Below are 22,464 nucleotides of genomic sequence, written 5' to 3'. Positions count from 1 at the left end.
GCGAAGCATATCTGTCTATCGCTCTAAATTTCATGTCTCTGCAAATATCTCTGAGGACAAACAGTAATGTCGATTCAATTTAATGGCTCTTATTCTGAGAACTTTGATAGTTTGGCATCTTCTGGTAACAGTAGTGTAGTTCCTTCTGGTTGGGCATTGTTGGAAACTGGAACCAGTGCAAATGTCAATGGACAGTACACTACTGGTACTGGCTCTAATACCGCAGGCGATACATACAGTTTCGGTGCAACAGGTTCTAGTGAGAGAGCTTTTGGAACATTACTTTCAGGTACGATAACTCCCACAATCGGCGCAAGTTTTACGAATACAACAGGTAGCACAATTACAACGTTGAATCTGTCCTATCGAGGTGAACAATGGCGTTTGGGTGCAGCCAATAGAGGATCTGATCGCTTAGATTTTCAGTACAGTCTGGATGCAACGTCTTTGAATGCAGGAACTTGGGTAGATGTTGATAATTTAGATTTCAATTCTCCCGTAACTACTGGAACTGTAGGAGCGCTGGATGGAAATACAAATAGTACTCAAATCACCACAGCTATTACAGGGCTAAATATCCCCGTTGGAGCCACCTTTTGGTTCCGTTGGGTGGATTTTAACGCCTCCGGTTCAGATGATGGTTTGGGGATTGATGATTTTTCCCTTTCTACTGGAGTCACGCCGCCTGCGGTTCCCACAGTGGCGATCGCAGCTACTGATGCAACAGCCGCCGAAGCAGCAACCGACCCCGGAACTTTCCGCATTACTCGCACAGGCGATCCAAGCAATGCGCTGACTGTTAATTACACAGTTGCTGGTGGTGCAGATCAAACAGACTACACACCAAATCTGACGAGTAGTGTGATTATCCCTGCTGGACAGTCCTTTGTGGATATCACAATTACCCCCGTGGATGACTCTTTAGTAGAGGGGAATGAAACCGTTACGCTAACGCTGGTGGATACTGTTGATTACAATTTAGGCGCAACCGCCACAGCTACAGTCACAATTACTGATAATGATGTTGCACCTGGGGCAATCCGCATTCATGACATTCAAGGCACAGCACATATTTCATCTCTCAATGGCCAAGGGGTTGTGAATGTAGCCGGGATTGTCACAGCGATCGCTTCTAACGGCTTCTACATCCAAGATCCCACTCCCGATAACAATGATGCAACTTCTGACGGGATTTTTGTTTTCACTGGGACTACTTCTGCTCTTCTCAGCGCCCGTACCGTCGGCGAAGCGGTCTTAGTTAGTGGTACAGTGTCAGAATTTCGCCCAGCTAACAACTCCAACAACCTGACTATTACCCAAATTGGTAGTAACAATAATGTGCAGAGTCTGAGTGTGAGTGCTTGGACAGATGCACCGACTACAACTATTACCCCAACAATACTAGGCAATGGCGGACGGACGATTCCCACCCAGGTAATCAACGATGACTTTGGTACTAATGGGAATGTAGAAACGGGTGGAGATTTCGATCCAGTCAATGAAGGTATCGATTTTTACGAAAGCTTGGAAGGGATGTTGGTGCAGATTAATAATCCTGTGACTACATCTCCCACTGGCAACTTTGGTACTTCTGAGGAAATCTGGGTGCTGGCAGATAACGGTGCTAATGCCACAAGCCGGACTGAGCGAGGCGGGAGCTTGATTACAGCCACCGACAGCAACCCAGAACGGATTCAAATTGATGATTTAATCAATGGCTCAATCACATTGCCAAGTGTAAATGTCGGCGCTCAACTCAGTACAATTACAGGTGTAGTTAACTACGATTTTAACAATTATGAAGTTCTGGTTTCATCTGCACCGACAGTAGTACAGCCATCAACTCTGCAAAGAGAAGTTACAAACTTAACAGGCACTGCCGATCAATTAACGGTTGCAACTTTCAACGTGGAAAACCTTGATCCGGGTGATGGTGCAACTCAGTTTGATAACTTGGCTAATCGCATTGTGAATAACCTGGGAGCGCCAGATATTCTTTCTCTGGAAGAAATCCAGGACAACAACGGGGCGACGAATGACAGTGTAGTTGATGCCAGTTTAACTTTTCAGACATTAATAGATGCGATCTACACAGCTGGCGGCCCCAGATATGAATATCGTCAGATTAACCCAGTGGATGATACTAATGGTGGTGAACCAGGCGGTAATATTCGCGTTGGTTACTTGTTTAACCCCGAACGTGTTACCTTTGTAGACCGTCCCGGTGGTGGTTCCACTACGAACATTTCCGTCACTAATGTTGATGGTACTCCCACTCTTTCTACTAGTCCTGGGTTAATTGACCCCACTAATTCTGCGTTCAGTAGCAGCCGTAAACCCTTAGTTGGTGAGTTTGTCTTCAACGGTCAAACTGTTTATCTTATTGGCAATCACTTTAACTCCAAAGGTGGCGACCAACCTTTATTCGGCCCAAGTCAACCGCCAGTTCTCAGCAGTGAAGCGCAACGCCAGCAACAAGCCACAATTGTGAGAAACTTTGTGCAAGAGATTTTGGCAATTAACCCCAATGCCAATATAGCGGTGCTGGGTGACTTGAACGACTTTGAGTTTTCTAATCCTATCAACACACTTGAAGGTGCTGGACTGACTTCCTTAATTGAAACTCTGCCTGCAAATGAGCGTTACACCTATAATTTTCAAGGTAACGCCCAGGTACTTGACCACATTTTGGCGAGTCAAAACTTGGTCAATAACTTAGATGGCTATGATGTCGTTCACATAAACTCAGAGTTTTTTGATCAGGATAGCGACCATGATCCTGTGATTGCCAGGTTTAATTTACCACCAGCCAACCAAGCACCAACTGCGGTGACATTTAATAATGCCGTTACTAGCATAAATGAAAATAGCAACACAACTAACCGCATCAAAGTTGCAGATATATCTATTACCGATGATGGACGAGGCACAAATAACCTAAGTTTGACTGGTGTAGATGCTAGTTTATTTGAAATCGATAATTCTGTATTGTATCTGCGGGCTAACACTAATTTAGATTTTGAAACCCACTCTAACTACAGTGTGACAGTAGCTGTTGATGATCTGACAGTTGGTAATACTCCTGATGCGGTGGCTAATTTCAATTTAGCTGTAACTAACGTAAACGAAGCACCAACCGCTAGGAATGACAGCGCCACAACTACGGATATTCAACCAGTAATTATTAACGTGTTGGCAAATGATAGCGACCCAGATAGTAATCCCCTGACTATCAACAGCTTTACCAATCCCACAACAGGTAATTTGGTGAGAAATAACGATAACACCTTTACCTACACACCGCAAATTGGCTTCACTGGCGCTGACAGTTTTACCTACACCGTTAGTGATGGCAATTTAACTACCACAGCTACAGTTAATCTCACTGTTACCCTTGGTAGTAACCAGATTAACGGCACTAACGGTAATAATATCTTGCTAGGAACTAGCAGAATTGACGTAATTCGGGGTTTGGGCGGTAACGATATTATTAGCGGCTTAGGTAATAACGATATCCTTTATGGTGGAGATGGCAGTGACATACTCGATGGCGGGGCTGGGAATGATAGCCTCTATGGTGAGAATGGCAGTGATATTGTTTATGGTGGAGATGGCAATGACACCTTAAATGGTGGTGCGGGTGACGATATGCTGCTTGGTGATGCTGGGAATGACACCCTCATCGGCGGCTTAGGTAAAGATATTCTGGCTGGTGGAAATGGTAGAGATAGCTTTTATCTCAATCGTGGGGCGGGAAATTCCGATATTATCACTGACTTTGTGTCTGGTATTGATAATATTGTTGTCTCTCAGTCAGAATTTGGACTTAATCAAACCCTAGGTACACTTGACCTTGGCTTATTCCGTTTGGGTAGTAGTGCAACAGCAGCCAGCGATCGCTTTATCTACGACAGAAACACAGGTAAACTGTTCTTTGATCAAGATGGCGTTGGTAGTATTGCCAAAGTTCAAATAGCCCAACTATCTAATCGACCAACCTTGAGCAATACTGATTTCACTGTGATTGCATAGCTTAATTAAAGCTTCTTGTAGGGTAGGCTTTCTGTCCTACCCTCATAGTCCTGTCCCCAACTTCCAGCTAAGGAATAAACTAGTTCTTTCCATTGCTGGGGAGTAACTGTATTGCTTAGTTGATGGGCATTTAGATATTTAGCACGAATAGATTCAGCAAAAGTGAGAATCTCACTAGCTTGGTCTTGAGGAAGAGATTTGACGAGTTCATAAATTTGTTCGGCGATAGTCATACAGAGTCACTCAGCAAGTACATATAGCAGGGGACAGATAATAGGTGACAGGGTTAAAAGCTTTGTGGTGTCTAAGTTTTATTATTTATCGATGTCCTAAGAAACTTGGCTACTGCTATAAAACTAGAAAACGTCCTTATTGGCCACAAAATATTCTAACGTAAGTTTCCCACAGAGACATAAGTTAATTAAAATTGACAAAGTGCGATCGCGAGTCTCATGAATAAATTATCACTACCACCAGGAAGCTTTGGTTTACCAGTTGTCGGAGAAACTCTATCTTTTTTGGCAGACTTAAACTTTGCAGAAAAACGCTATCAGCGTTATGGTGCGATTTTTAAAACCCATATTTTAGGTAGACCAACAGTAGCAATGATAGGGCCAGAAGCAGTTGAGTTTGTCCTTTCTAGCCATATCGAAAATTTTTCTTGGCGTGAAGGCTGGCCGGAAAATTTTAAAGTATTGTTAGGTGAATCATTATTTTTACAAGATGGCGAAGAACATCGCAGAAATCGCCGTTTGATGATGCCAGCATTACATGGGCCAGCACTGGCAAATTACGTCACCACAATGGACAAGATTACCTGTAATTATCTCAAACAATGGCAAACTAAACAGGAATTTACCTGGTTTGAAGAATTTAAAAAACTCACATTTGATATTGCTAGTCAACTGTTATTAGGTACAAGTTCCAGTGAGGAAGTTATCCGTTTAAGTGGATTATTTTCCAACCTCACCAACGGTTTTTTTGCTTTAAATACTTTACCCCTACCTTTTACTACCTTTAGCAAAGCGATCGCATCTCGCAATCAAATTTTAGACCATGTTGCTCAGGTTGTAAAAGCACGCCAGCAAAATCCCAGCAAAGATGTTTTGAGTTTATTAATTCAAGCGACGGATGAAGATGGTAACAACCTCAGTGAAAAAGAAATTATTGTCCAAGCCGTGCTATTACTCTTTGCGGGACATGAAACCACAACTGCAATGTTGACTTGGTTCGCAACAGAGTTAGCCCTTCATCCAGAGATTTTACACCGCGCCAGAGAAGAACAGTTGCAACTTGCTCAATCCGGTTCTTTAACTCTAGAACAATTGGGTAAAATGCCTTATTTAGACCAAATTTTATGGGAAGTAGAACGACTACATCCACCAGTCGCCGGGGGATTTCGTGGGATAGTCAAAGAATTTGAATATGATGGTTATTATGTCCCGGCTGGTTGGCAATTATATTATTCAATTTTAACTACTCACAACCTAGCAGAAATCTACCCTGAACCAGAACGGTTTGATCCTGAACGTTTCAGCCCTCAGCGCCAGGAACATAAACAATATCCTTTCAGCTTAATTGGTTTTGGTGGCGGGCCGAGGGTGTGTATTGGTGTGGCATTTGCCAAAATGGAAATGAAGATTGTTGCTGCCCATCTTTTACGCAGCTATGATTGGGAAATCTTACCTAACCAAAGTTTGGCTACAGTCCGAATTCCCACAAACCGTCCCAAAGATGGGTTGAAAGTTCGATTCCAGCCCCGGTGAAATTGTATATGACACCTCAAATCAATATCAGTTTGCCGTCAAAAGTTTCTCAAGGTTGGCAAAGTATGAAAGATTTTGTCCACCAAGAAGCTAACTCTGTAAGTAACTCAGCAGAACAACTTGGACAGTCATTACACCAAACAGCAACAACAACTCTAGAACAAGCTAAATCTTCCATTGGACAAGGGTTACAAACCGCTGACCAGTTTAAGAATACAACATCAGATGCAATTGAAACTGCGATCGCCTCTTCCATCAATGATTGGCTGACACAGCATCCCATCATGTTGCGTCTACTTCACACACTCAATTGGGCAGCAAATCACCCTATTATTAGTTTAGTAATTTTACTGTTTAGTCTTGCTATTCTTTTCAGTATTATCAACGCCATTATTCGTGTATTTACAACAGCAAGTTTTTCGATATTGCAAGCACCATTAAAATTATTACAAGCCCTAATCAGCGTTATATTCCTAACCTTAGCCAAAGTTGGGGGTTTTACTTTTCATAAAATCACCAATCATCATCAAATAAATAATACCAACACTATTCAAACTATTTATCAAGATAAACAACAAAGATTAGCAGAAATTTCTTCTCGCTTAGAAATACTGCAACAAGAACAACAGCAACTTTTACAAGAAGCCGCCGAAATCATCGCCACAGACACCACAAACCTCGAAATTAAAGAAATTAGATTCCCTCAAAATCACATCAATAATCTTTAAACATTCATATATAGCAGGGGACAGGTGACAGAGTTAAAAGTCTTTTGTTGTCTAATTTTTATCGCTTACGGATGTCCTAACTACCTTGGCTACAGCTATACCTCATAACCTAACGAAAAAAACTCCGCGTAACTCCGCGCCTACCTCAGCGCCCCTTTGCGTTCAAAAAAGACCTCATTAAACCTGCATAAATCCCGTAATAACTTCATCTTCCTTACCAGTAACAAAATTAGCAAAACGTTGTGCCAAAGGTGGGACAAAAACCAGAGGATTACTAAATCCTGAAAAAATATGCACACCTTTCAATTCTGGCATAGCACTAATTACAGGTAGCCGATTATTACTAAACGCCACTAAACAATGATGCCAAGTTCCTGGTAAATTACCCAAAGTTGGTAACACTGACACAATACTATTTCGTAACCATTGTTCGCTTTCTTCTGAATTTACCTGTGCATGAGGATTTGTTAGCACTCGACTAATTTGACCTAAGCGTAAACTCCCATCTAAAAACTGAACTGCGCCTACATCTAATATTGGTGAGACTAATTCATTTCCTAAATCATCCCACAATTCATCAACTTGTGTGGATGCTGTTTCTAATGAAAATCTTTGCAGATTAGCTGGCATTACTAAAGTATTTAACCGTAAATCCACAGGCGGAATTTCGAGCATTTCGGCGTGGGTAAAATATACCTTAATAGAAACCCCAACTGATTTGAGTAATTGTCGGCTAAATCCACCAGCGCAAATCACAACGTTAGCACTGTGATAATTTTCGGTATTTGTTTGGACACCACCTTTAATAACCTGCAAAACTTGACTAATCTGCATTTCACCCCCAGCACGTAAAAAAGCTTGAATATAAGCTTGTGCAGTTTTTTCTGGATGAATATGGCCATGTTTGACAGTTAACGCACCGGAAATAACTTCCCGATTTAATAGTGGTTCTAACTCACAAGCTGCTTGTACACTCAGTAACTGCGGCGGCACTGCACATTTAGCATAAACACTAGCGGCTGCTTCTGGGTTGCTATCGGCGGAAATCGTCAGTAATAAATCTAATTCCCGCAACTGAATATCAGCGTCTAATTCTTGCGAGAGGATATTGTAACGGGCGATCGCTTCTTGGCATAATTGACGAGTGAGTGGTGTTGTCCCCGACCAATAAGCTAATCCACCATAACTATATCGAGTTGCATTGTCTGGTGTGGCGTGTTGTTCTAATAACAGTACACTCAAGCCGACTTTAACTAATTCATAGGCAAGTGTAGCACCTGTAATTCCGCCACCAACCACAATCCAGTCGTAGGTTTTCATTCAATAGGTTGCTTGTAGACGACTCAAAAGATATTCTCCCGCCAGGATGGGAGGATATATCGGCTTACCTTCTTTTTGGCAAGTTTCCAGACAAGTAATTTCTGTATCATCATTAGGATGACAGAAAAAGGCAATAGAATAGCGCGATCGCTCCAACTTGTGATTGTGAGGAATTATCACCCGATGCTTGGTGGAACAAAACACATCATTTGTCCACCGCTGCATCAAATCGCCAGTATTCACAATCACAGTATCAGGAATTGTCGGCGCACTCATCCATTCCCCCGCAGTTGTTTTTACTTCCAAACCACCCACATCATCTTGGAAAAGTAAGGTAATACTGCCATAATCAGAATGCTCACCAGCGCGTATTTGTCCAAGTTTAGGCGGTGTTTGGAAGAGGGGATAATGTAGCAATCTCAGGGTATGATTTTGTTGATTATGTCTAATACTAAAAAAATCCTTTGGCAATTCTAAGGCTAAAGCCAATGCTTGCAAAATTTTATTTGCTAGTTCTGTACAAGCTTGATAAAAGACAAAAATGTCAGGCTCATATACTGGCGATTCCAGAGTAAGTAACTCTGCTTGGCTGAAATTAAATGCTTCTTTTAAATCTCCTGGTTGATTAGGGTCAAGGCGTTCTCTTTCAATACCTACATACCCGATGTTACTCAATTCATTTTTCCAAGCTAGTTTTTGTTTAGCCGCTAAAGGTAAATTAAATAATGATTTACTGTGAGAGAATACTTGGGCAATCAAATCTTTTGATATGCCTGAATTTTGCAAATACATGAAGCCAATTTTATGACAAGCATCATAAATTTCTCTGGCTACAACTTGTTGAGATTTGATATCACTTTTTATAAAAGTAGCTAAATCAATAATTGGGATTTTCGACATAGAAAATATTAAATTGAGATTTTTATATAAAAACTGCCAAGATTTACAAAATTAATTAAAAAAAGGAAGTTATGTTGCTAAGAATTATTCAATTTGAGCCTGAACAAGATAAAACTCATGTAAAAGATTTGTTGTTTGAATATTTTACCTGGATAAACTCCATGTGGAGTCAGGAATTTAAAATGAGTTTTGATGTTAATACTTCTTTAGAGGAATGTCTTGCTCAACTAGATGAATTTATGCCACCAGCAGGAAGCTTACTTTTAGGAAAATATAAAGGCAAAATCGCTGGTTGTGTTGGCTTACGCAGAATTGATGCGGGGATTGGCGAAGTCAAAAGAATGTATGTCAAACCAAAGTTTCGTGCTAAAGGTATAGGTCGAGCTTTATTAGAAAATATCATCTATGAAGCTGCCAATATTGGTTACTCTAAATTACGCTTAGATACGGCTCCTTTTACTAAGGAAGCGCAAGCACTCTATCATTCACTCGGTTTTCAAGATATCGAACCATATTTGGAAAAACTTGAAGTTCCGCCAGAATACAGAGACAACTGGGTTTTTATGGAATTGCGACTTGAATAATGCAAATCTGAGTAACTACTCTGCACTCTTGAGATAATCAATTCCTTCTATAGCCATCTGCGATAAAGATTTATGAAGAAAATATAACAAAATTGCATATAATGATTTCATTCACACACATAAGTATTTTTGCTTACTGCCATGATAGCGGATGGATTTCCTTGGCTAACTACGATTATTATGTTGCCACTTGTTGCTTCAATACTCATCCCTGTACTGCCTGATAAAGACGGCAAACTTGTGCGATGGTATGCGCTAGGTGTGGCGATCGCAGACTTTATCTTGATTTGCTATACTTTTTGGCAACATTACGATGCCAGCAGTGCAACTTTTCAACTCGTGGAGAAATATGCCTGGTTGCCTCAGTTAGGTCTGAGTTGGGCAGTTTCAGTCGATGGAATATCCGCACCACTGGTGTTATTGGCAGGGCTGGTGACGACGCTTTCAATATTTGCAGCTTGGCAAGTTAATCTCAAGCCACGCTTGTTTTACTTCTTGATGTTGCTGCTATATAGCGCTCAAATCGGAGTGTTCGTTGCCCAAGATTTATTATTGTTCTTTATTATGTGGGAACTGGAACTGGTTCCTGTTTATCTACTCGTCTCTATTTGGGGCGGTCAAAAACGCCGCTACGCCGCGACAAAATTCTTACTTTATACCGCCGCCGCTTCAATTTTTATCCTCGTTGCTGGGCTGGCAATGGCTCTCTATGGTGATAATACAACCTTCGATATAGTCGAACTTGGCGCTAAGAATTATCCTTTGGCTTTAGAACTGTGGTTATATGCCGGACTGTTAATTGCTTTCGGTGTTAAGTTAGCCGTATTTCCCTTGCATACATGGTTGCCGGATGCCCACGGTGAAGCATCTGCTCCTGTATCCATGCTTTTAGCAGGCGTATTATTGAAAATGGGTGGATATGGATTAATTCGCCTTAATTTAGAATTGTTATCTGATGCCCATGTTTACTTTGCGCCAGTTCTAGCAACTCTCGGTGTCATCAATATTATTTATGGTGCATTAAACTCCTTTGCTCAGACGAACATGAAGCGCCGTCTCGCCTATTCGTCTATTTCCCACATGGGCTTTGTCTTGTTAGGTATTGCCTCTTTCACCGATGTCGGTGTCAGTGGGGCAATGCTGCAAATGCTTTCTCACGGTTTAATTGCCGCAGTACTATTCTTCTTAGCTGGTGTAACCTACGATCGCACTCATACAATGGCAATGGAAAGCATGGGCGGTATTGGCCAAGTTATGCCAAAAGTCTTTGCTTTATTCACCGCTGGCGCAATGGCATCACTAGCCCTTCCTGGTATGAGTGGCTTTGTGAGCGAACTTCAGGTATTTGTTGGCATTACCACCAGCGACATCTATAGTTCCACATTCTGCACAGTCATGGTGTTCTTAGCCGCCGTGGGAGTTATCCTCACCCCCATTTATCTGCTATCGATGTTGAGACAGGTATTTTATGGTACTGGTGCAGAACTCACCTGTGACATCAACAATGCTTCTGTAGAAAATCAAGAAGATGAGGGAACAGTTTGCTTCGGTACAGACTGTCTGCTACCCAGCGAAGCCGTCTATCGAGATGCTCAACCGCGGGAAATATTTATCGCTGCTTGTTTCTTGGTGTTGATTATTGGCTTTGGTCTCTATCCCAAGTTGGCGACGCAAATGTACGATGTGAAAACTGTAGCTGTCAATACTCAAGTACGCCAATCATATATTCAATTTGCCCAAGCTAATCCCAAAATATACGCCAAGGGATTATTTGCGCCTCAAATTGCTCAACCAGAAACTACACCCGTTTTCGGAATAATTAAATAACTGCTTAAGTTGGAAAATTAATTAGCCGTCATGAACTGTGTTGTGATATCCGCAGTTGATGACGGCTAATTTATTCATAATCTGCTTTATACATAGCCAGCTTCATCCAAATGCCTACTTTTAGATATATGAATATTCGCCCTGTTATTAGTTAATCTAAAATCAGAGACTACAACAGGTAGAAAAATATGAATAAAACATTAATCACTAGTGTGATTTTTGCAATGTTAATTTTATTGATTATTTCTCCTTTTGCTGCCCTTGCTAGTTTAATGATTGTGTTGCTAGTATCAGCAATTTTCTGGTTTATCAAAAACCTATTGCAAACAATTATTAACGGCAATGTTCAGTCAACAAAAGAAGGAGATTAATTGCTACCAAGATAATCTGAAGCAATGAGTAATGCTACTCGTTAATTTCTTTGTATGTAGCTAGTGCTGAAGGTGACAAGCGACTCAGGTAACGGAATATCCAGTATTTTACAACCGTATCTAAAATAACAGGAAATGTGGCAATAAAGAGAAATATCAAACTTTCATTTGCTGCTACGCCAAGATGTTCGGCTAAACCTTCAAGAATAACTTCCCAGCCATGTGGTGAGTGGAACCCAACAAATATATCAGTGAACAAAATAATTACAAAGGCTTTGGCACTATCGCTCAAACCAAAGATAATTTCATCCATAAAAGACTTAATAGCCGCAATTTCTCTTTTTCCGTTAGCTACTACTACTGCAAACGCTACTAAAGAAATAAAATCAGCAAAAACATTACTAATAGCGTCTTTACTTTTCCATCGAAATTCTTGAGCTATTTCTATGGCTTTCTCTTTGACACTTGCCTCAATTTCCTCTGAAGATAAAACTGGAGCTTTCTTGAGTAAAGTTTGAAATTTTAATTTTTCTTCAAAAATTTTCAACTCTTTGAAAGCTTCTTCTTCCATTTCCGAATTGATAAATACTGGAGTAATTTGTTGACTTCTCACACGCTCTACTATCGGACTAACTAAAAATTCTTTAGATAATTGCCGTGTTAATAAAGGGATAACAATTAAAAGTATCAAGAAGCGAATCGAAGTTCTTGTCCGATTTTGAGAAATATGATAATTCCGAATAAAGTCTGCTTCAGCTTGAGGAGAAAAGTCCGTAGTAATTCTATTAATTGTTCTGCCGATAGAACTGGGGAGAAATCCTATACTTTTACTGTTACTACTAGGATTGATAAAATTAGATGTGTTTTGGTAAATTTCATTGTCAATTTTTATCGGGTGGGAGATTGATTGTTTGTTTATATTGCTAATTGCTACTGTTTGTTGCTGATATCTATCAATAACTTCATCAATAAACTGGAGTTTGTTTAATAAAACTGGATTAGCAATTTCTAGTAGTGAACGACTAGCCTGAAATTCTGCTAATCTCAGTTTAATAATAGTTAAATTTTGTGTAAGTATACCCTGCCAATAAGATATGACATTTGGGGTCTCATTTACGGATGCAACAGCAATAACTTGCCCGTGAAAATGCTCTATTTCAATGTTGCGTATTTTCTGTGCAGCCTCGTAAGCTTGTGCCAGCGATCGCTCTGGTGTATTCATGAACCATTGCTTCATCACTTCCCAATATTCAGACACTTTTTGTAGCAGCAAATCACTATTCTTTATAAACAAAAAATTCTTCATTGCCGGATTCAGGGTAATCTAGAATTAAGATAGGGTAATAATGAGTTTAAAATCTCACTACTACCCTATCAGACATAAACAATTAATTACTCTGAATATACACCAATCAAAGGATTCGGTACAGGGAAGGGTCGATTTTCTAAAATCTTAAATTGACCATTTTCAGCATCATAAGCAAAAACTTCTCCAGTCTCAATTTCATAAATCCACGCATGAAGAGTCAATTGGCCGCTGTGAAGTCGAGAACGAATAATTGGATGGGTTTCGAGATTTTCTATCTGCGTTAGTACATTCTGTTCAATGGCAATTTTTAAGAGCTTGTCAGGTGGATAATCTTTGTAGTTATCCATAACTAAGCGGCGAGTCGGTTCAGCATAATGCCGCAACCAGTCATAAACTAAAGGCATTTGCTGTGCCAAACTACCTATTTGTAATAATCCTCTCATCGCGCCACAATGAGAATGACCACAAATCACTATATCATCAATATTTAAAGCTTGAATTGCATATTCGATTCCCGCAGCTTCAGCGCTATTAGGTGAGCCATAAGGCGGAATAATATTACCAACATTACGAATAACAAATAAATCGCCAGGCTGACTCTGAGTGATTAAAAAAGGATCAATCCGAGAGTCTGAACAAGTAATAAATAATACTTCTGGATTTTGTCCTTGGGATAAGTTTTCAAATAATTCTCGGTGTGTAGTAAAATAATTGTCGTGAAATTCATTCAGCCCCGCAATAATGCGTTTAATTGGCACGGTTAAATACTCCTTAGTAATATTATTAATAAGCTAAATGTGATTTTTAGAGACGCTGATACTATCAATACGTCTCCTCAGAGCTTATCTAATGTGCAATCCACTTGGCATCAGAGACAATACACACACCTCCAAACTTTTTCAAAATTGGCTCAATTGCTGTTACTAATTCTTGTTCTTGTTCTTGTGTACAAACGCTCATCACATATCCATTGGTGAGTGCATGGGTTTCTAAATCATTAAAAACTTTACCTCTATCTCCTTTACCTGTGACATCTTCAATTACTGTATAGCCAGAAACTCCGACCTTTTCTAAAATTTCTAGAACCTTTGTTATTTCTAAAGAGTTTGTAACTATTTCAATCTTCTTGATGGCTTCCATTTGATTAAACTCCAATAGCTTTAATAATGTTGAAATACAAAGGAATGCCAATAATAATGTTGAAAGGGAATGTTAGAGCTAATGCCATCGATACATATAAACTAGGATTAGCTTCGGGAACTGTCATTCTCATCGCTGCGGGAACTGCTATGTAAGAAGCACTAGCACAAAGAACCGCAAATAGTAAGGAATTTCCCGCAGACATCCCAATTAATTTTGCTAAAATTATGCCGACAATGGCATTAGCTACAGGCATCAAGATAGAGAAAGCAATTAAAAAAGAACCTGTCTTCCGCATATCTTTGATTCTTCTAGCTGCAACCATACCCATATCTAGTAAAAAGAAGGCTAAAACTCCGTAAAAAATATCTTGGGTGAATGGGTGTAATTTTTCCCAACCTCTTTCGCCTGTGAGGGTACCAATAATTACGCTACCGATGAGGAGAAAAACCGAACCATTCAAAAAAGCTTCTCGTAAAACTTCACCCCAAGCAAATTCTCCTTTTTTGTTTTCTTGACTTTGCGCGAACAATCTCACTAGCAAAATTCCCACAATAATTGCTGGTGATTCCATTAATGCTAAAGCAGCTACCATGTGTCCGCCAGAGGAAATATTGAGAATTTTGAGAAAGGACTGAGCAGTAATAAAAGTGACGGCGCTGATAGAACCATAAGTTGCGGCGATCGCAGCTGCATTATATACGTCTAGTTTGAGTTTTAAAATGAAAAAAGAGTAAACAGGTACAGCCGCAGCCATCAAGATTGCTGACAAAAGTGTCAGGGCAATTTCCGTATTGATGCCACTCTGCGTAATCTCATATCCTCCCTTAAACCCAATAGCTAGTAACAAGTATAGCGAAAATAATTTGGGCAAAGGTTGAGGTATTTCAAGATCAGATTTTAAAAAAATTGCCAGCATTCCTAAAAAGAAAAATAGTACTGGCGGATTTAATATATTGGACAGAATTAAACTTGAATTCATGTCTAGCTTCCCTGATATTGATTCAGAACAATGACCAATAAACTAACAGATTGATTCATAACTAAAAATTTCTTTCATAAATAATCAACCATGCTCGGTTAATATATTGTAATATTGTGAAGAACGTGTGTTTTTTTGATGTCATTGGTGTGAATTAGCTAAAAAATATACTGTAATCCCATTTCAAGGAATAGCAACGCTAATTGAAGAAGAATTCAAGATTAAAAGGAAATAGATAATAGTGAAATCCACATAATTAAAATTAGAGGAAAAGTAAATTGCTATTCACGACAATAGTTGTACTATCCGTGGTGCAACTAGGTTTAAGGTAAATTAATTTTATATTTGGAACTATTACCGTGATTTTACGGTCAATGCTGTTTTACACTTTCAGTAAGACACCTAATATTGTCGAGGAAGTTAAGTGTTAACCATAAAATTGCGGTTCTTTGGCCAAGGGTTAATAGGGATTGCAGTAACTTCTGTGGCTGCATTGAGTATGCTTGCAACTATCGATCAGCCCAGTTATGCAGGAGGGACTATCTTTAAGTGTGAAAAGCGTCAGGGTGTACCGATGACAGTTGCTCAAACTCAAGATGGTAGGAAAGTCCCGATGATTCAATGGTCATCGCAGGATTACTTTTCTAGGGAGTGGAATTCGGAACGCCGTTGTTATGAAGTATCGCGGAGATTTCAAAAAAGCTATGACAACGGTAAACTAAAGTACATTAAAACTGGCATCATTAGAGGCGAACCGGTGGTATGTGCCGCGGTGAATCAGAATGCGCCTTGTACAGATAGTTCTTTGTTATTCACGCTTAAGCGTGGTAGTAATGCCAAAGCAACCTTGAGAAGACTGATGAATCGTCGGGGGTTAGTGGCAGGAAATGTACTCAATGAAAGTGGTGGAGACTCATTGAATATTGATTTTGATACATATCTGAATCATGCTACAAATGAGCAAAATAGCGATATTAATCAAGATATTAATGAATAAAGATGCGATCGCTATTTCATACCCCTTGTAAATACAGATAGATGAATTGTTCTTTGTTGACACTGGTTGTTTGTCTTGGCAGTATCTCCCTTACACTGTCGGCTTCAGCACCAGTTGTCAGTATTTCTGTACCAGATTATATTGCTCAGTCAGTATCTCTTTCACAACAGGCGCGGTCTATTACTGTCAAAGTTAGATCTCCAGATTTTTTGGGATCAGGTATTCTGTTGCGGCGTAAGGGTACGACATATATGGTGCTGACTAATGCTCATGTCTTACAAGCTGGTGATCCTCCCTATCGTATACAAACTCCAGATGGTAGGATTTATACAGCTAATTTACCTCAACGCTTAAACTTCGGGAAAAACGATTTGGCTGTGTTGCAATTTAAAAGTGCAGGCAGTATCTATGCAGTAGCATCTGTTGGTGTATCTCCCACACCAGGAGATGAAGTATTTGCTGCGGGTTATCCAGCAGTGGAAGAGAGAGGGAAAAAACAAAGCTTTGCATTTACCACAGGTAAGGTCAGTTTAGTATTAGCCAAACCATTAGAAGGGGGTTATCAGCTAGGCTACACCAACAATATTAAAAATGGTATGAGTGGCGGCCCTTTATTAAATCGTCGGGGTCAAGTGGTGGGAATCAACGGGATGCAGGCTTATCCCTTGTGGGATCAACCTTCGGTATTTGCTGATGGTTCCAAAGCTGAGGAAAGACTGCATCAAATGATTATTCGCCTGAGTTGGGCTGTACCAATCACAAAGGTAATGCAAATGATGCCGAAAGCCGAAAATACTACGGTTACTACTGTATTCAATAAGGCTGATTAGAGGTCAGATGATGAGACTTAATCGTGGATTAACAACAGCAATTATCGGAGTAGCGATCGCCTTTACGCAAGCAGAAATTGCTCGACCCTTAACTGCTCAAGATGTCACTAATCTTGCTAAAGATATTACTGTATTGATTAGTGGCCCCAAACTCGGTTCTGGAGTAATTATTTACCGCAAAGGTAAAACTTACAGCGTTCTCACCAATTGGCACGTTGTTGATGAGTCAGGAACTTACACTGTCCAAACACGGGATCAGACTCAATATCAAGTACAACCAACATCAATTACCCGTGTGCCAGAGGCAGATTTAGCAATTTTACAGTTTAACAGCGATAAGGCACACAATGTAGCCATTTTTGGTAATTCTGATGCCACAAGGGAAGGGACAAATGTATATGTATCTGGCGCACCAGAACCATTAAATGGCATTGAAAGCCGGACTGTGTTAGTCCCAATGGGGCAAATTATCGGCACAAATTCTCAAGACAAAGAAGGTTACACCTTAATTTACAGCAACACTACTTATCGCGGGATGAGTGGTGGCCCTGTACTAGATGATAACGGCCGTTTAATTGGGATTCACGGACGAGGTGCTAGATCTGGTGGCGAAAAAGTTGGGTTTAATTTGGGCATTCCCATCAAAATCTTTATTAATTCTCAAGCTGTTAACACTTTAAAATTTTCCATACCAATTTCTCAACCCAAAGATAGGCCTGCATCTGCAAATGTTCCTACCATTGGTAGACCAAGCGTTATCAATGGTTCGGGTGGAGCCGCCGGATCTTGTCCTGGTAGAATTTGCTAATTATTACATCTTTTTTACGTGACGAATTTTTTAAGATGAAAAATTGTTTAAAATCTAGCCTTTTAGCTGTATTTGTATTACCAACATTGCTGAATTTTTATGATGGCAGAGCGATCGCTCAAAGTGCAATTGATGAAGATAAACTCAATACTGTGAATGGGATGCCTTGGGCTGGTGGTGGTTTGCCTTTTAGTAAACTCGTTAATATTCAAGATACCCTGGTAAATTCCGCTTTAGGCAAAGTAGTCATTGATGCCCACGGTGAAGATCCATTAAGCAGTTTGATTAAAAGCCCCTTTAACGGCCCCCGTCCCGGTAGATTTGTAGTTGTTTCTCTTTGGGGAAGCAAAATTGAAGGCTGCTTTGCCAAAATTGTTGTGCAAACAGCCCCCAGCAATGGCCAAGCTACATTAGATGAAATCGCTCCCACAACAATAGAGTTAGGCATTGATGGTCAAATTCTCCAGTTAACTCCTACTCCTAATAGCAAAGTCAGGGGCTTTTCTAGCAAATATACATATACAGAATATGAAAACAATCAAAACGTTTCATATAACAATACTTGGTATATGTCAGATACTTCTTTTGCCATCAATGCTGATGCTGCTAATATTTTACGCAAAGCTCCAGCAAAAGAAGTTCGTGCGCGGTTAACTTTTGCCAATGGTGATACCAAAGTCTTTCCCATCGGGAAGGGAACAGTGAAACATTGGCAAGAAGCTTATGGGTTTAATAGTGCTTGTACTGCACCTAGTCAGCCGTAAATAAGGCAAAAGGCAAAAGGTAAAAGGCAAAAGAATAGATGCTATATTTTTTTTACTTTTTACTTTTTACTTTTTACTTTTTATTTTTAGTTCTTCGGTGTTGGTGATTCAGGAATAATTTCTGTCACCACTCGATTACCTGTTTTACCGCCACTAACAACAATATTTTCTGTTTCCAGATTACCAACGGCGGTGTCTCCATTGAAAGTTAACGCTGGAGATACTTGTTTGTATACAACGTTTCCCTGTGCTTCTAGTAATTTTTTATCGAGATACCAAGTTAAATTCTGGGATTTTAAAGACTGTCGACGCTGACCAACGGCGTTAACATTACCTACTAAATAAACCGTTTTTTGCGGTATTTTCATCTCAGCTTGATTACCTGTCACCGTCAATTTTTCCGCACGGTGGAAGACGCGCACCGCAGAATTTGTCCTGACGTTTTCTCTATTCATATCCCAGATCATGGAGTTACTCAGGATTTGTACTGGTGGGTCTAATAAATCAGCCTGGGCATTTTGTTTAATTGTAACAATCTTAGTTTTTAAGTTAACTTCGGCGGAATTGCCACGGCCACGATCTGTGATTTGATTATTTTTATAACGTTCAAATTGTAAAGGGCGATCGCCAATTAATTGTTCTTGTTTAATCTGCCAAATTAAATGCTCAGTCCGCATTCGTAATTGGGGATCAGTAGAGTTAGCAACAACTTTGCCGAAAAAATCTACTACTTGGGCGCGGGTTTTAACTCTTGCTTCTTGCGCTACTGCTTGTAACTGTTTATGTTTACCGTTGATTTGATTGCGAACAATTAATAAATCTTCTTTGGGTAGCCATTCCATTTCATTTCCTTGTAAAACCACTCCATTATTAGGGTCTGTGGCCAAGATTTTGCCTTTGAGAAATAGCCGCTTACCATCTTGTTGAATGTCTGCTTGGTCTGCTTTAATTTGATAAATTACTTTGCCATCTTGATATAACTCTCCGTAGGGATTTTCGGCTTGACCAATTTGTTTTTCTTTGGTGTATACTGCCTGTTTGGCTCGGACTTTCCATAGCGGTCGTCCTACTTCATCAGCTTGTTCTAAAGTTACATCAAAAAAAGTTAAGTTACTCTCTGAATCTGCTGCTGAATGTTGATTATTTTGATTAGAGCTTGTAGGAGATTTACCGCCACAAGCTCCTAAACTTATCATTAAAAGCAGAGTTAAAGGCAGGTAATACCAATTTGTTTTGATTTGAATAAAACTCCCAAAAGAAAATGTATGAAAGTGGGGGGATTTATTTACTTTTCCCCCCATAAATCTTAAATTTCTTTTTGCTATTTGCCTGCCTTGCTGATGCTTCATGTATCTTGAATTTCTAGATGTCCATCATGGTCTGTGGGGTCATCCAAAAAACCTATTCCCGACAAAGGTCGATATGGGTAACTCTGGCGTGGTGTTTTTTGGATATCTTCTTTGATAGCTTCTAAATCAATGTAGCGATCGCTCACATTAATTAAGCTATCACTGGTCATGGAGCGTAAACTCACAACCTCTACCCTGACACCACGATAACTTACAGAATTGACAGCGTAGGCTAAATCCCCATCACCGCTAACCAAAACCGCTGTATCATAGGAATCGACTAAAGCCATCATATCCACGGCTATTTCGACATCTAAGTTGGCTTTTTTAGAACCATCCGGTAGCTGCACTAAATCTTTAGCAATGACGCGATAACCATTCCGACGCATCCACAACAAAAAGCCTTGTTGTTTTTCGTTGGTTCTATCTACACCTGTGTAGAAAAATGCCCGCAACAGTCGAGATCCACCTGTTAAACGACACAATAACTTGGTGTAATCAATTTCAATTCCTAATTGCAAGGCAGCGTAAAACAGATTTGAGCCATCAATAAATATAGCGACTCGACCTCGATTTTCTAAAACTTGCTCTGGCGTAAATATCGAGTCATTTTCTAAATTATTCAACATTGTTGTCATACCTCATTTTTATCTTGTTATTTCTGATACAAATTTCCAACTTTTACATTTAGTTAGAGAGTTTTATGATAATTTTCCGGGGCTAATTATTTAAGTTCAGCCCCGATAAATTTTTTGAGATTTTTGAGAGATAAGAAAATTGTGTGAAAGAGATTAAAAAAACTAATCGTTTTTCGGAGGTTCTATGCGTTTAAAGATTGGTTGAGGATTCCCCAACAGTTGTTTATTAGATAGTAACCCCCATTTGGAATGAATGGAAAATGGGGCAGCCGTTGCTGTTTGATTTTGTGCGTTAAAGTCGATTCCAAAACCTAGCTGCTGATAAATCTCGCCACTGATATTGGGAATAACTGGTGCAAGAAGATAAGCTGACAGCCTCACAGATTCCAAAACTGCGTAAAGCACTTTTTCTACTTCCTGCTGCTGTCCTTGTTTATATAGTGACCAAGGGGCTTGATCATCAATAAACTTATTACTGGCTTGTACCAATGACAGGATAGCTTCACAGGCTTGATTGAAAGCTAACGCTTCATAGGCTTGTTGAACCTTTTCCCCTAGACCTAAGCCAATCTTTTTTAACGGATTTTCGGCAGAAATGGTTTCATCGGAAATTGACAGGTCATTGCCAGCACAGTACTTCTTCACCATGTTCAAGGAGCGATTGAGCAAATTACCTAAATCATTTGCCAAATCTGCATTTAGAACATTAATGAATCTACTTTCATTAAAATCGCCATCTTTGCCAAATTCGATTTCCTTAAGAAAGTAATAACGAACCGCATCACTACCATATCTCTCGACAAGAGCAATAGGATCGAGGGTATTACCCAGCGCTTTCCCCATTTTTTGCCCATCTTTGGTCAAAAAACCATGCCCAAACACTCTTTCTGGCAAAGGTAAATCTGCTGACATTAACATAGCTGGCCAGTAAACTGCATGAAAGCGCAGAATGTCTTTGCCAATCAAATGCAAGTTAATCGGCCACCATGCCGTTAAAGCGTTATCTAAGGTTGGTTCCGCATCGGGTTCTAATAAGGCTGTGACATAACCTAGCAGCGCATCAAACCAGACGTACAGGGTTTGTTTAGGGTCAGTTGGGACAGGGAAACCCCAATCGAGATTAATGCGGGAAATCGAAAAATCTTGTAAACCTCGGCTAACAAAACTTAAGACTTCATTACGACGGCTTTCTGGTTGAATAAAATCTGCGTGTGACTGATAAAATTCTTCTAGCTGGGTTTGGTATTTCGATAATCTAAAGAAGTAATTTTGTTCGTCGCGCCACTCAACTTGTTTATTCGTATGAATCGGACAACGTTTATCGTCTAATAATTCTCTTTCTTCTTTAAATTCTTCGCAGGCTACGCAGTACCAACCTTTTTGTTGTCCTTGGTAGATATCACCTTTTTGCCAAACTCTCCCAAAAAATTCTTTGACGATCGCTTCATGACGGGGTGCAGTTGTCCGACTAAAACGATCATATTGAATGTTTAATTTTTCCCATAAGCTCACAAAACTAGGGACAATCCCATCACAAAATTCTTGGGGTGCTTTTCCTAAAGACTCCGCTGAACGTTGAATTTTTTGCCCATGTTCATCTGTACCTGTTATTAGCAGTACACGATGTCCCTTGAGTTTTTGGAACCGAGCCACTACATCTGCGGCGATCGTTGTATAAGCACTTCCAATATGGGGTACATCGTTTACATAATAGAGGGGTGTTGTCAGTGCAAATGTCTTGTCTGTTTTATCCACTAGGTTCATGCAAAATAAAAATAAATTATTAAACCGTTTTTTAATTAATTATGAGGGCAAAACCACGCAATTATATAACATTATTATCGCTTTTTCAAAGTTCTCCTTAATATTAGCAAATTTATCGAGTTCAGAAATGTTTTGTCATAAGTACAAATTAGGCTAATTTCTGAACTAAAAACGGAATGTAGAAGTTAATATCCTTGCTCTGATGCTATTTCTTACATACTATTGTGACTAAAAGTACAACGCTCCAAACATAGAAAAATCATTTGCTTTTAACAGATAAGACATTTCTATCCTAAGACGGTCGTAGTATTAGTAAAGAAATGTAAAAATTAAGTCAAGATAAACTACGATATTT

At 39.7% G+C, this 22,464-nt stretch carries 20 protein-coding genes; 10 read left to right on the top strand and 10 right to left on the bottom strand.

Annotated elements, in window-relative coordinates:
- Positions 1–66 precede the first annotated feature (66 nt).
- On the top strand, positions 67–4,032 hold the full coding sequence (locus tag IQ244_RS32275; protein ID WP_322746010.1) for an Ig-like domain-containing protein: 3,966 nt from the start codon (positions 67–69) through the stop codon (positions 4,030–4,032).
- Positions 4,033–4,037: 5 nt separating this feature from the next.
- Here the strand turns inward: IQ244_RS32275 and IQ244_RS00170 are convergent, their stop codons facing one another.
- Positions 4,038–4,265: a DUF2281 domain-containing protein gene (locus IQ244_RS00170; protein ID WP_193889058.1), complete on the bottom strand. Its 228-nt coding sequence runs from the start codon at positions 4,263–4,265 to the stop codon at positions 4,038–4,040.
- 219 nt (positions 4,266–4,484) lie between these two features.
- On the opposite strand from IQ244_RS00170, the gene IQ244_RS00165 reads away from it, so the two are divergent.
- Both IQ244_RS00165 and IQ244_RS00160 read left to right on the top strand, forming a co-directional pair.
- Positions 4,485–5,798: a cytochrome P450 gene (locus IQ244_RS00165; protein ID WP_193889057.1), complete on the top strand. Its 1,314-nt coding sequence runs from the start codon at positions 4,485–4,487 to the stop codon at positions 5,796–5,798.
- An 8-nt stretch (positions 5,799–5,806) separates the two neighbouring features.
- A complete protein-coding gene (locus tag IQ244_RS00160; RefSeq protein ID WP_193889056.1) occupies positions 5,807–6,526 on the top strand; it encodes a hypothetical protein in 720 nt (239 codons plus the stop codon).
- Positions 6,527–6,703: 177 nt separating this feature from the next.
- On the opposite strand, the gene IQ244_RS00155 is transcribed toward IQ244_RS00160, so the two are convergent.
- Both IQ244_RS00155 and IQ244_RS00150 read right to left on the bottom strand, forming a co-directional pair.
- On the bottom strand, positions 6,704–7,846 hold the full coding sequence (locus IQ244_RS00155; protein ID WP_193889055.1) for an NAD(P)/FAD-dependent oxidoreductase: 1,143 nt from the start codon (positions 7,844–7,846) through the stop codon (positions 6,704–6,706).
- On the bottom strand, positions 7,847–8,746 hold the full coding sequence (locus IQ244_RS00150) for an isopenicillin N synthase family dioxygenase (protein ID WP_193889054.1): 900 nt from the start codon (positions 8,744–8,746) through the stop codon (positions 7,847–7,849). It abuts the gene before it with no gap.
- A gap of 71 nt (positions 8,747–8,817) precedes the next feature.
- Between IQ244_RS00150 and IQ244_RS00145 the strand changes: the two genes are divergently transcribed.
- From IQ244_RS00145 to IQ244_RS00135, 3 genes are all read left to right on the top strand, one after another.
- Positions 8,818–9,330, top strand: a complete 513-nt coding sequence (locus IQ244_RS00145) for a GNAT family N-acetyltransferase (RefSeq protein ID WP_228058641.1) — start codon at positions 8,818–8,820, stop codon at positions 9,328–9,330.
- A 141-nt stretch (positions 9,331–9,471) separates the two neighbouring features.
- Positions 9,472–11,157, top strand: a complete 1,686-nt coding sequence (locus IQ244_RS00140; protein WP_193889284.1) for an NAD(P)H-quinone oxidoreductase subunit 4 — start codon at positions 9,472–9,474, stop codon at positions 11,155–11,157.
- Between the two features lie 188 nt (positions 11,158–11,345).
- Positions 11,346–11,528 (top strand): hypothetical protein, encoded by a 183-nt coding sequence (locus tag IQ244_RS00135; protein ID WP_193889053.1) that lies wholly within the window; start codon positions 11,346–11,348, stop codon positions 11,526–11,528.
- A gap of 34 nt (positions 11,529–11,562) precedes the next feature.
- Here the strand turns inward: IQ244_RS00135 and IQ244_RS00130 are convergent, their stop codons facing one another.
- From IQ244_RS00130 to IQ244_RS00115, 4 genes are all read right to left on the bottom strand, one after another.
- Positions 11,563–12,834 (bottom strand): proton extrusion protein PcxA, encoded by a 1,272-nt coding sequence (locus IQ244_RS00130; protein WP_193889052.1) that lies wholly within the window; start codon positions 12,832–12,834, stop codon positions 11,563–11,565.
- 86 nt (positions 12,835–12,920) lie between these two features.
- Positions 12,921–13,595, bottom strand: coding sequence for a carbonic anhydrase (locus IQ244_RS00125; RefSeq protein ID WP_193889051.1), 675 nt, complete (start codon positions 13,593–13,595; stop codon positions 12,921–12,923).
- Between the two features lie 88 nt (positions 13,596–13,683).
- Entirely contained in the window at positions 13,684–13,977 is a 294-nt protein-coding gene (locus IQ244_RS00120) for a P-II family nitrogen regulator (protein WP_193889050.1), read from the bottom strand.
- A gap of 4 nt (positions 13,978–13,981) precedes the next feature.
- On the bottom strand, positions 13,982–14,959 hold the full coding sequence (locus IQ244_RS00115; protein WP_193889049.1) for a sodium-dependent bicarbonate transport family permease: 978 nt from the start codon (positions 14,957–14,959) through the stop codon (positions 13,982–13,984).
- Between the two features lie 499 nt (positions 14,960–15,458).
- On the opposite strand from IQ244_RS00115, the gene IQ244_RS00110 reads away from it, so the two are divergent.
- The 4 genes from IQ244_RS00110 to IQ244_RS00095 are packed head-to-tail and all read left to right on the top strand — an operon-like array spanning position 15,459 to position 18,358.
- Complete coding sequence (locus IQ244_RS00110) at positions 15,459–15,956, top strand: COP23 domain-containing protein (RefSeq protein ID WP_228058640.1); 498 nt, start codon at positions 15,459–15,461, stop codon at positions 15,954–15,956.
- 41 nt (positions 15,957–15,997) lie between these two features.
- The gene (locus IQ244_RS00105) at positions 15,998–16,786 is read left to right on the top strand and encodes a S1 family peptidase (protein ID WP_193889048.1); all 789 of its coding nucleotides are present in this window, start codon (positions 15,998–16,000) and stop codon (positions 16,784–16,786) included.
- A 7-nt stretch (positions 16,787–16,793) separates the two neighbouring features.
- Positions 16,794–17,594 (top strand): S1 family peptidase, encoded by an 801-nt coding sequence (locus tag IQ244_RS00100; protein ID WP_193889047.1) that lies wholly within the window; start codon positions 16,794–16,796, stop codon positions 17,592–17,594.
- Between the two features lie 35 nt (positions 17,595–17,629).
- Entirely contained in the window at positions 17,630–18,358 is a 729-nt protein-coding gene (locus tag IQ244_RS00095) for a hypothetical protein (RefSeq protein ID WP_193889046.1), read from the top strand.
- Between the two features lie 86 nt (positions 18,359–18,444).
- Here IQ244_RS00095 and lptC read toward each other — a convergent pair whose 3' ends face one another.
- The 3 genes from lptC to metG form a co-directional block, all read right to left on the bottom strand.
- Positions 18,445–19,707 (bottom strand): LPS export ABC transporter periplasmic protein LptC, encoded by a 1,263-nt coding sequence (gene lptC / locus IQ244_RS00090; protein WP_193889045.1) that lies wholly within the window; start codon positions 19,705–19,707, stop codon positions 18,445–18,447.
- A complete protein-coding gene (locus IQ244_RS00085; RefSeq protein ID WP_096585719.1) occupies positions 19,704–20,336 on the bottom strand; it encodes an NYN domain-containing protein in 633 nt (210 codons plus the stop codon). The genes lptC and IQ244_RS00085 overlap by 4 nt, the downstream gene beginning before the upstream one ends.
- 171 nt (positions 20,337–20,507) lie before the next feature.
- Positions 20,508–22,109, bottom strand: coding sequence for a methionine--tRNA ligase (metG, locus tag IQ244_RS00080; RefSeq protein WP_193889044.1), 1,602 nt, complete (start codon positions 22,107–22,109; stop codon positions 20,508–20,510).
- Positions 22,110–22,464: the final 355 nt, after the last annotated feature.

This window comes from Nostoc sp. LEGE 06077, from assembly GCF_015207705.1.
Taxonomy (GTDB): domain Bacteria; phylum Cyanobacteriota; class Cyanobacteriia; order Cyanobacteriales; family Nostocaceae; genus Nostoc_B.
This window is presented reverse-complemented; position numbering and strand designations above follow the sequence as displayed.

Coding starts and splice junctions, on each gene's coding strand:
- IQ244_RS00160 (WP_193889056.1), top strand. CDS start 5,807: ATGACACCTCAAATCAATATCAGTTTGCCGTCAAAAGTTTCTCAAGGT.
- lptC (WP_193889045.1), bottom strand. CDS start 19,707: ATGAAGCATCAGCAAGGCAGGCAAATAGCAAAAAGAAATTTAAGATTT.
- IQ244_RS00085 (WP_096585719.1), bottom strand. CDS start 20,336: ATGTTGAATAATTTAGAAAATGACTCGATATTTACGCCAGAGCAAGTT.
- IQ244_RS00110 (WP_228058640.1), top strand. CDS start 15,459: ATGCTTGCAACTATCGATCAGCCCAGTTATGCAGGAGGGACTATCTTT.
- IQ244_RS00100 (WP_193889047.1), top strand. CDS start 16,794: ATGATGAGACTTAATCGTGGATTAACAACAGCAATTATCGGAGTAGCG.
- IQ244_RS00170 (WP_193889058.1), bottom strand. CDS start 4,265: ATGACTATCGCCGAACAAATTTATGAACTCGTCAAATCTCTTCCTCAA.
- IQ244_RS00150 (WP_193889054.1), bottom strand. CDS start 8,746: ATGTCGAAAATCCCAATTATTGATTTAGCTACTTTTATAAAAAGTGAT.
- IQ244_RS00165 (WP_193889057.1), top strand. CDS start 4,485: ATGAATAAATTATCACTACCACCAGGAAGCTTTGGTTTACCAGTTGTC.
- IQ244_RS00120 (WP_193889050.1), bottom strand. CDS start 13,977: ATGGAAGCCATCAAGAAGATTGAAATAGTTACAAACTCTTTAGAAATA.
- IQ244_RS00140 (WP_193889284.1), top strand. CDS start 9,472: ATGATAGCGGATGGATTTCCTTGGCTAACTACGATTATTATGTTGCCA.
- metG (WP_193889044.1), bottom strand. CDS start 22,109: ATGAACCTAGTGGATAAAACAGACAAGACATTTGCACTGACAACACCC.
- IQ244_RS00115 (WP_193889049.1), bottom strand. CDS start 14,959: ATGAATTCAAGTTTAATTCTGTCCAATATATTAAATCCGCCAGTACTA.
- IQ244_RS00105 (WP_193889048.1), top strand. CDS start 15,998: ATGAATTGTTCTTTGTTGACACTGGTTGTTTGTCTTGGCAGTATCTCC.
- IQ244_RS00155 (WP_193889055.1), bottom strand. CDS start 7,846: ATGAAAACCTACGACTGGATTGTGGTTGGTGGCGGAATTACAGGTGCT.
- IQ244_RS00135 (WP_193889053.1), top strand. CDS start 11,346: ATGAATAAAACATTAATCACTAGTGTGATTTTTGCAATGTTAATTTTA.
- IQ244_RS32275 (WP_322746010.1), top strand. CDS start 67: ATGTCGATTCAATTTAATGGCTCTTATTCTGAGAACTTTGATAGTTTG.
- IQ244_RS00145 (WP_228058641.1), top strand. CDS start 8,818: ATGTTGCTAAGAATTATTCAATTTGAGCCTGAACAAGATAAAACTCAT.
- IQ244_RS00095 (WP_193889046.1), top strand. CDS start 17,630: ATGAAAAATTGTTTAAAATCTAGCCTTTTAGCTGTATTTGTATTACCA.
- IQ244_RS00130 (WP_193889052.1), bottom strand. CDS start 12,834: ATGAAGAATTTTTTGTTTATAAAGAATAGTGATTTGCTGCTACAAAAA.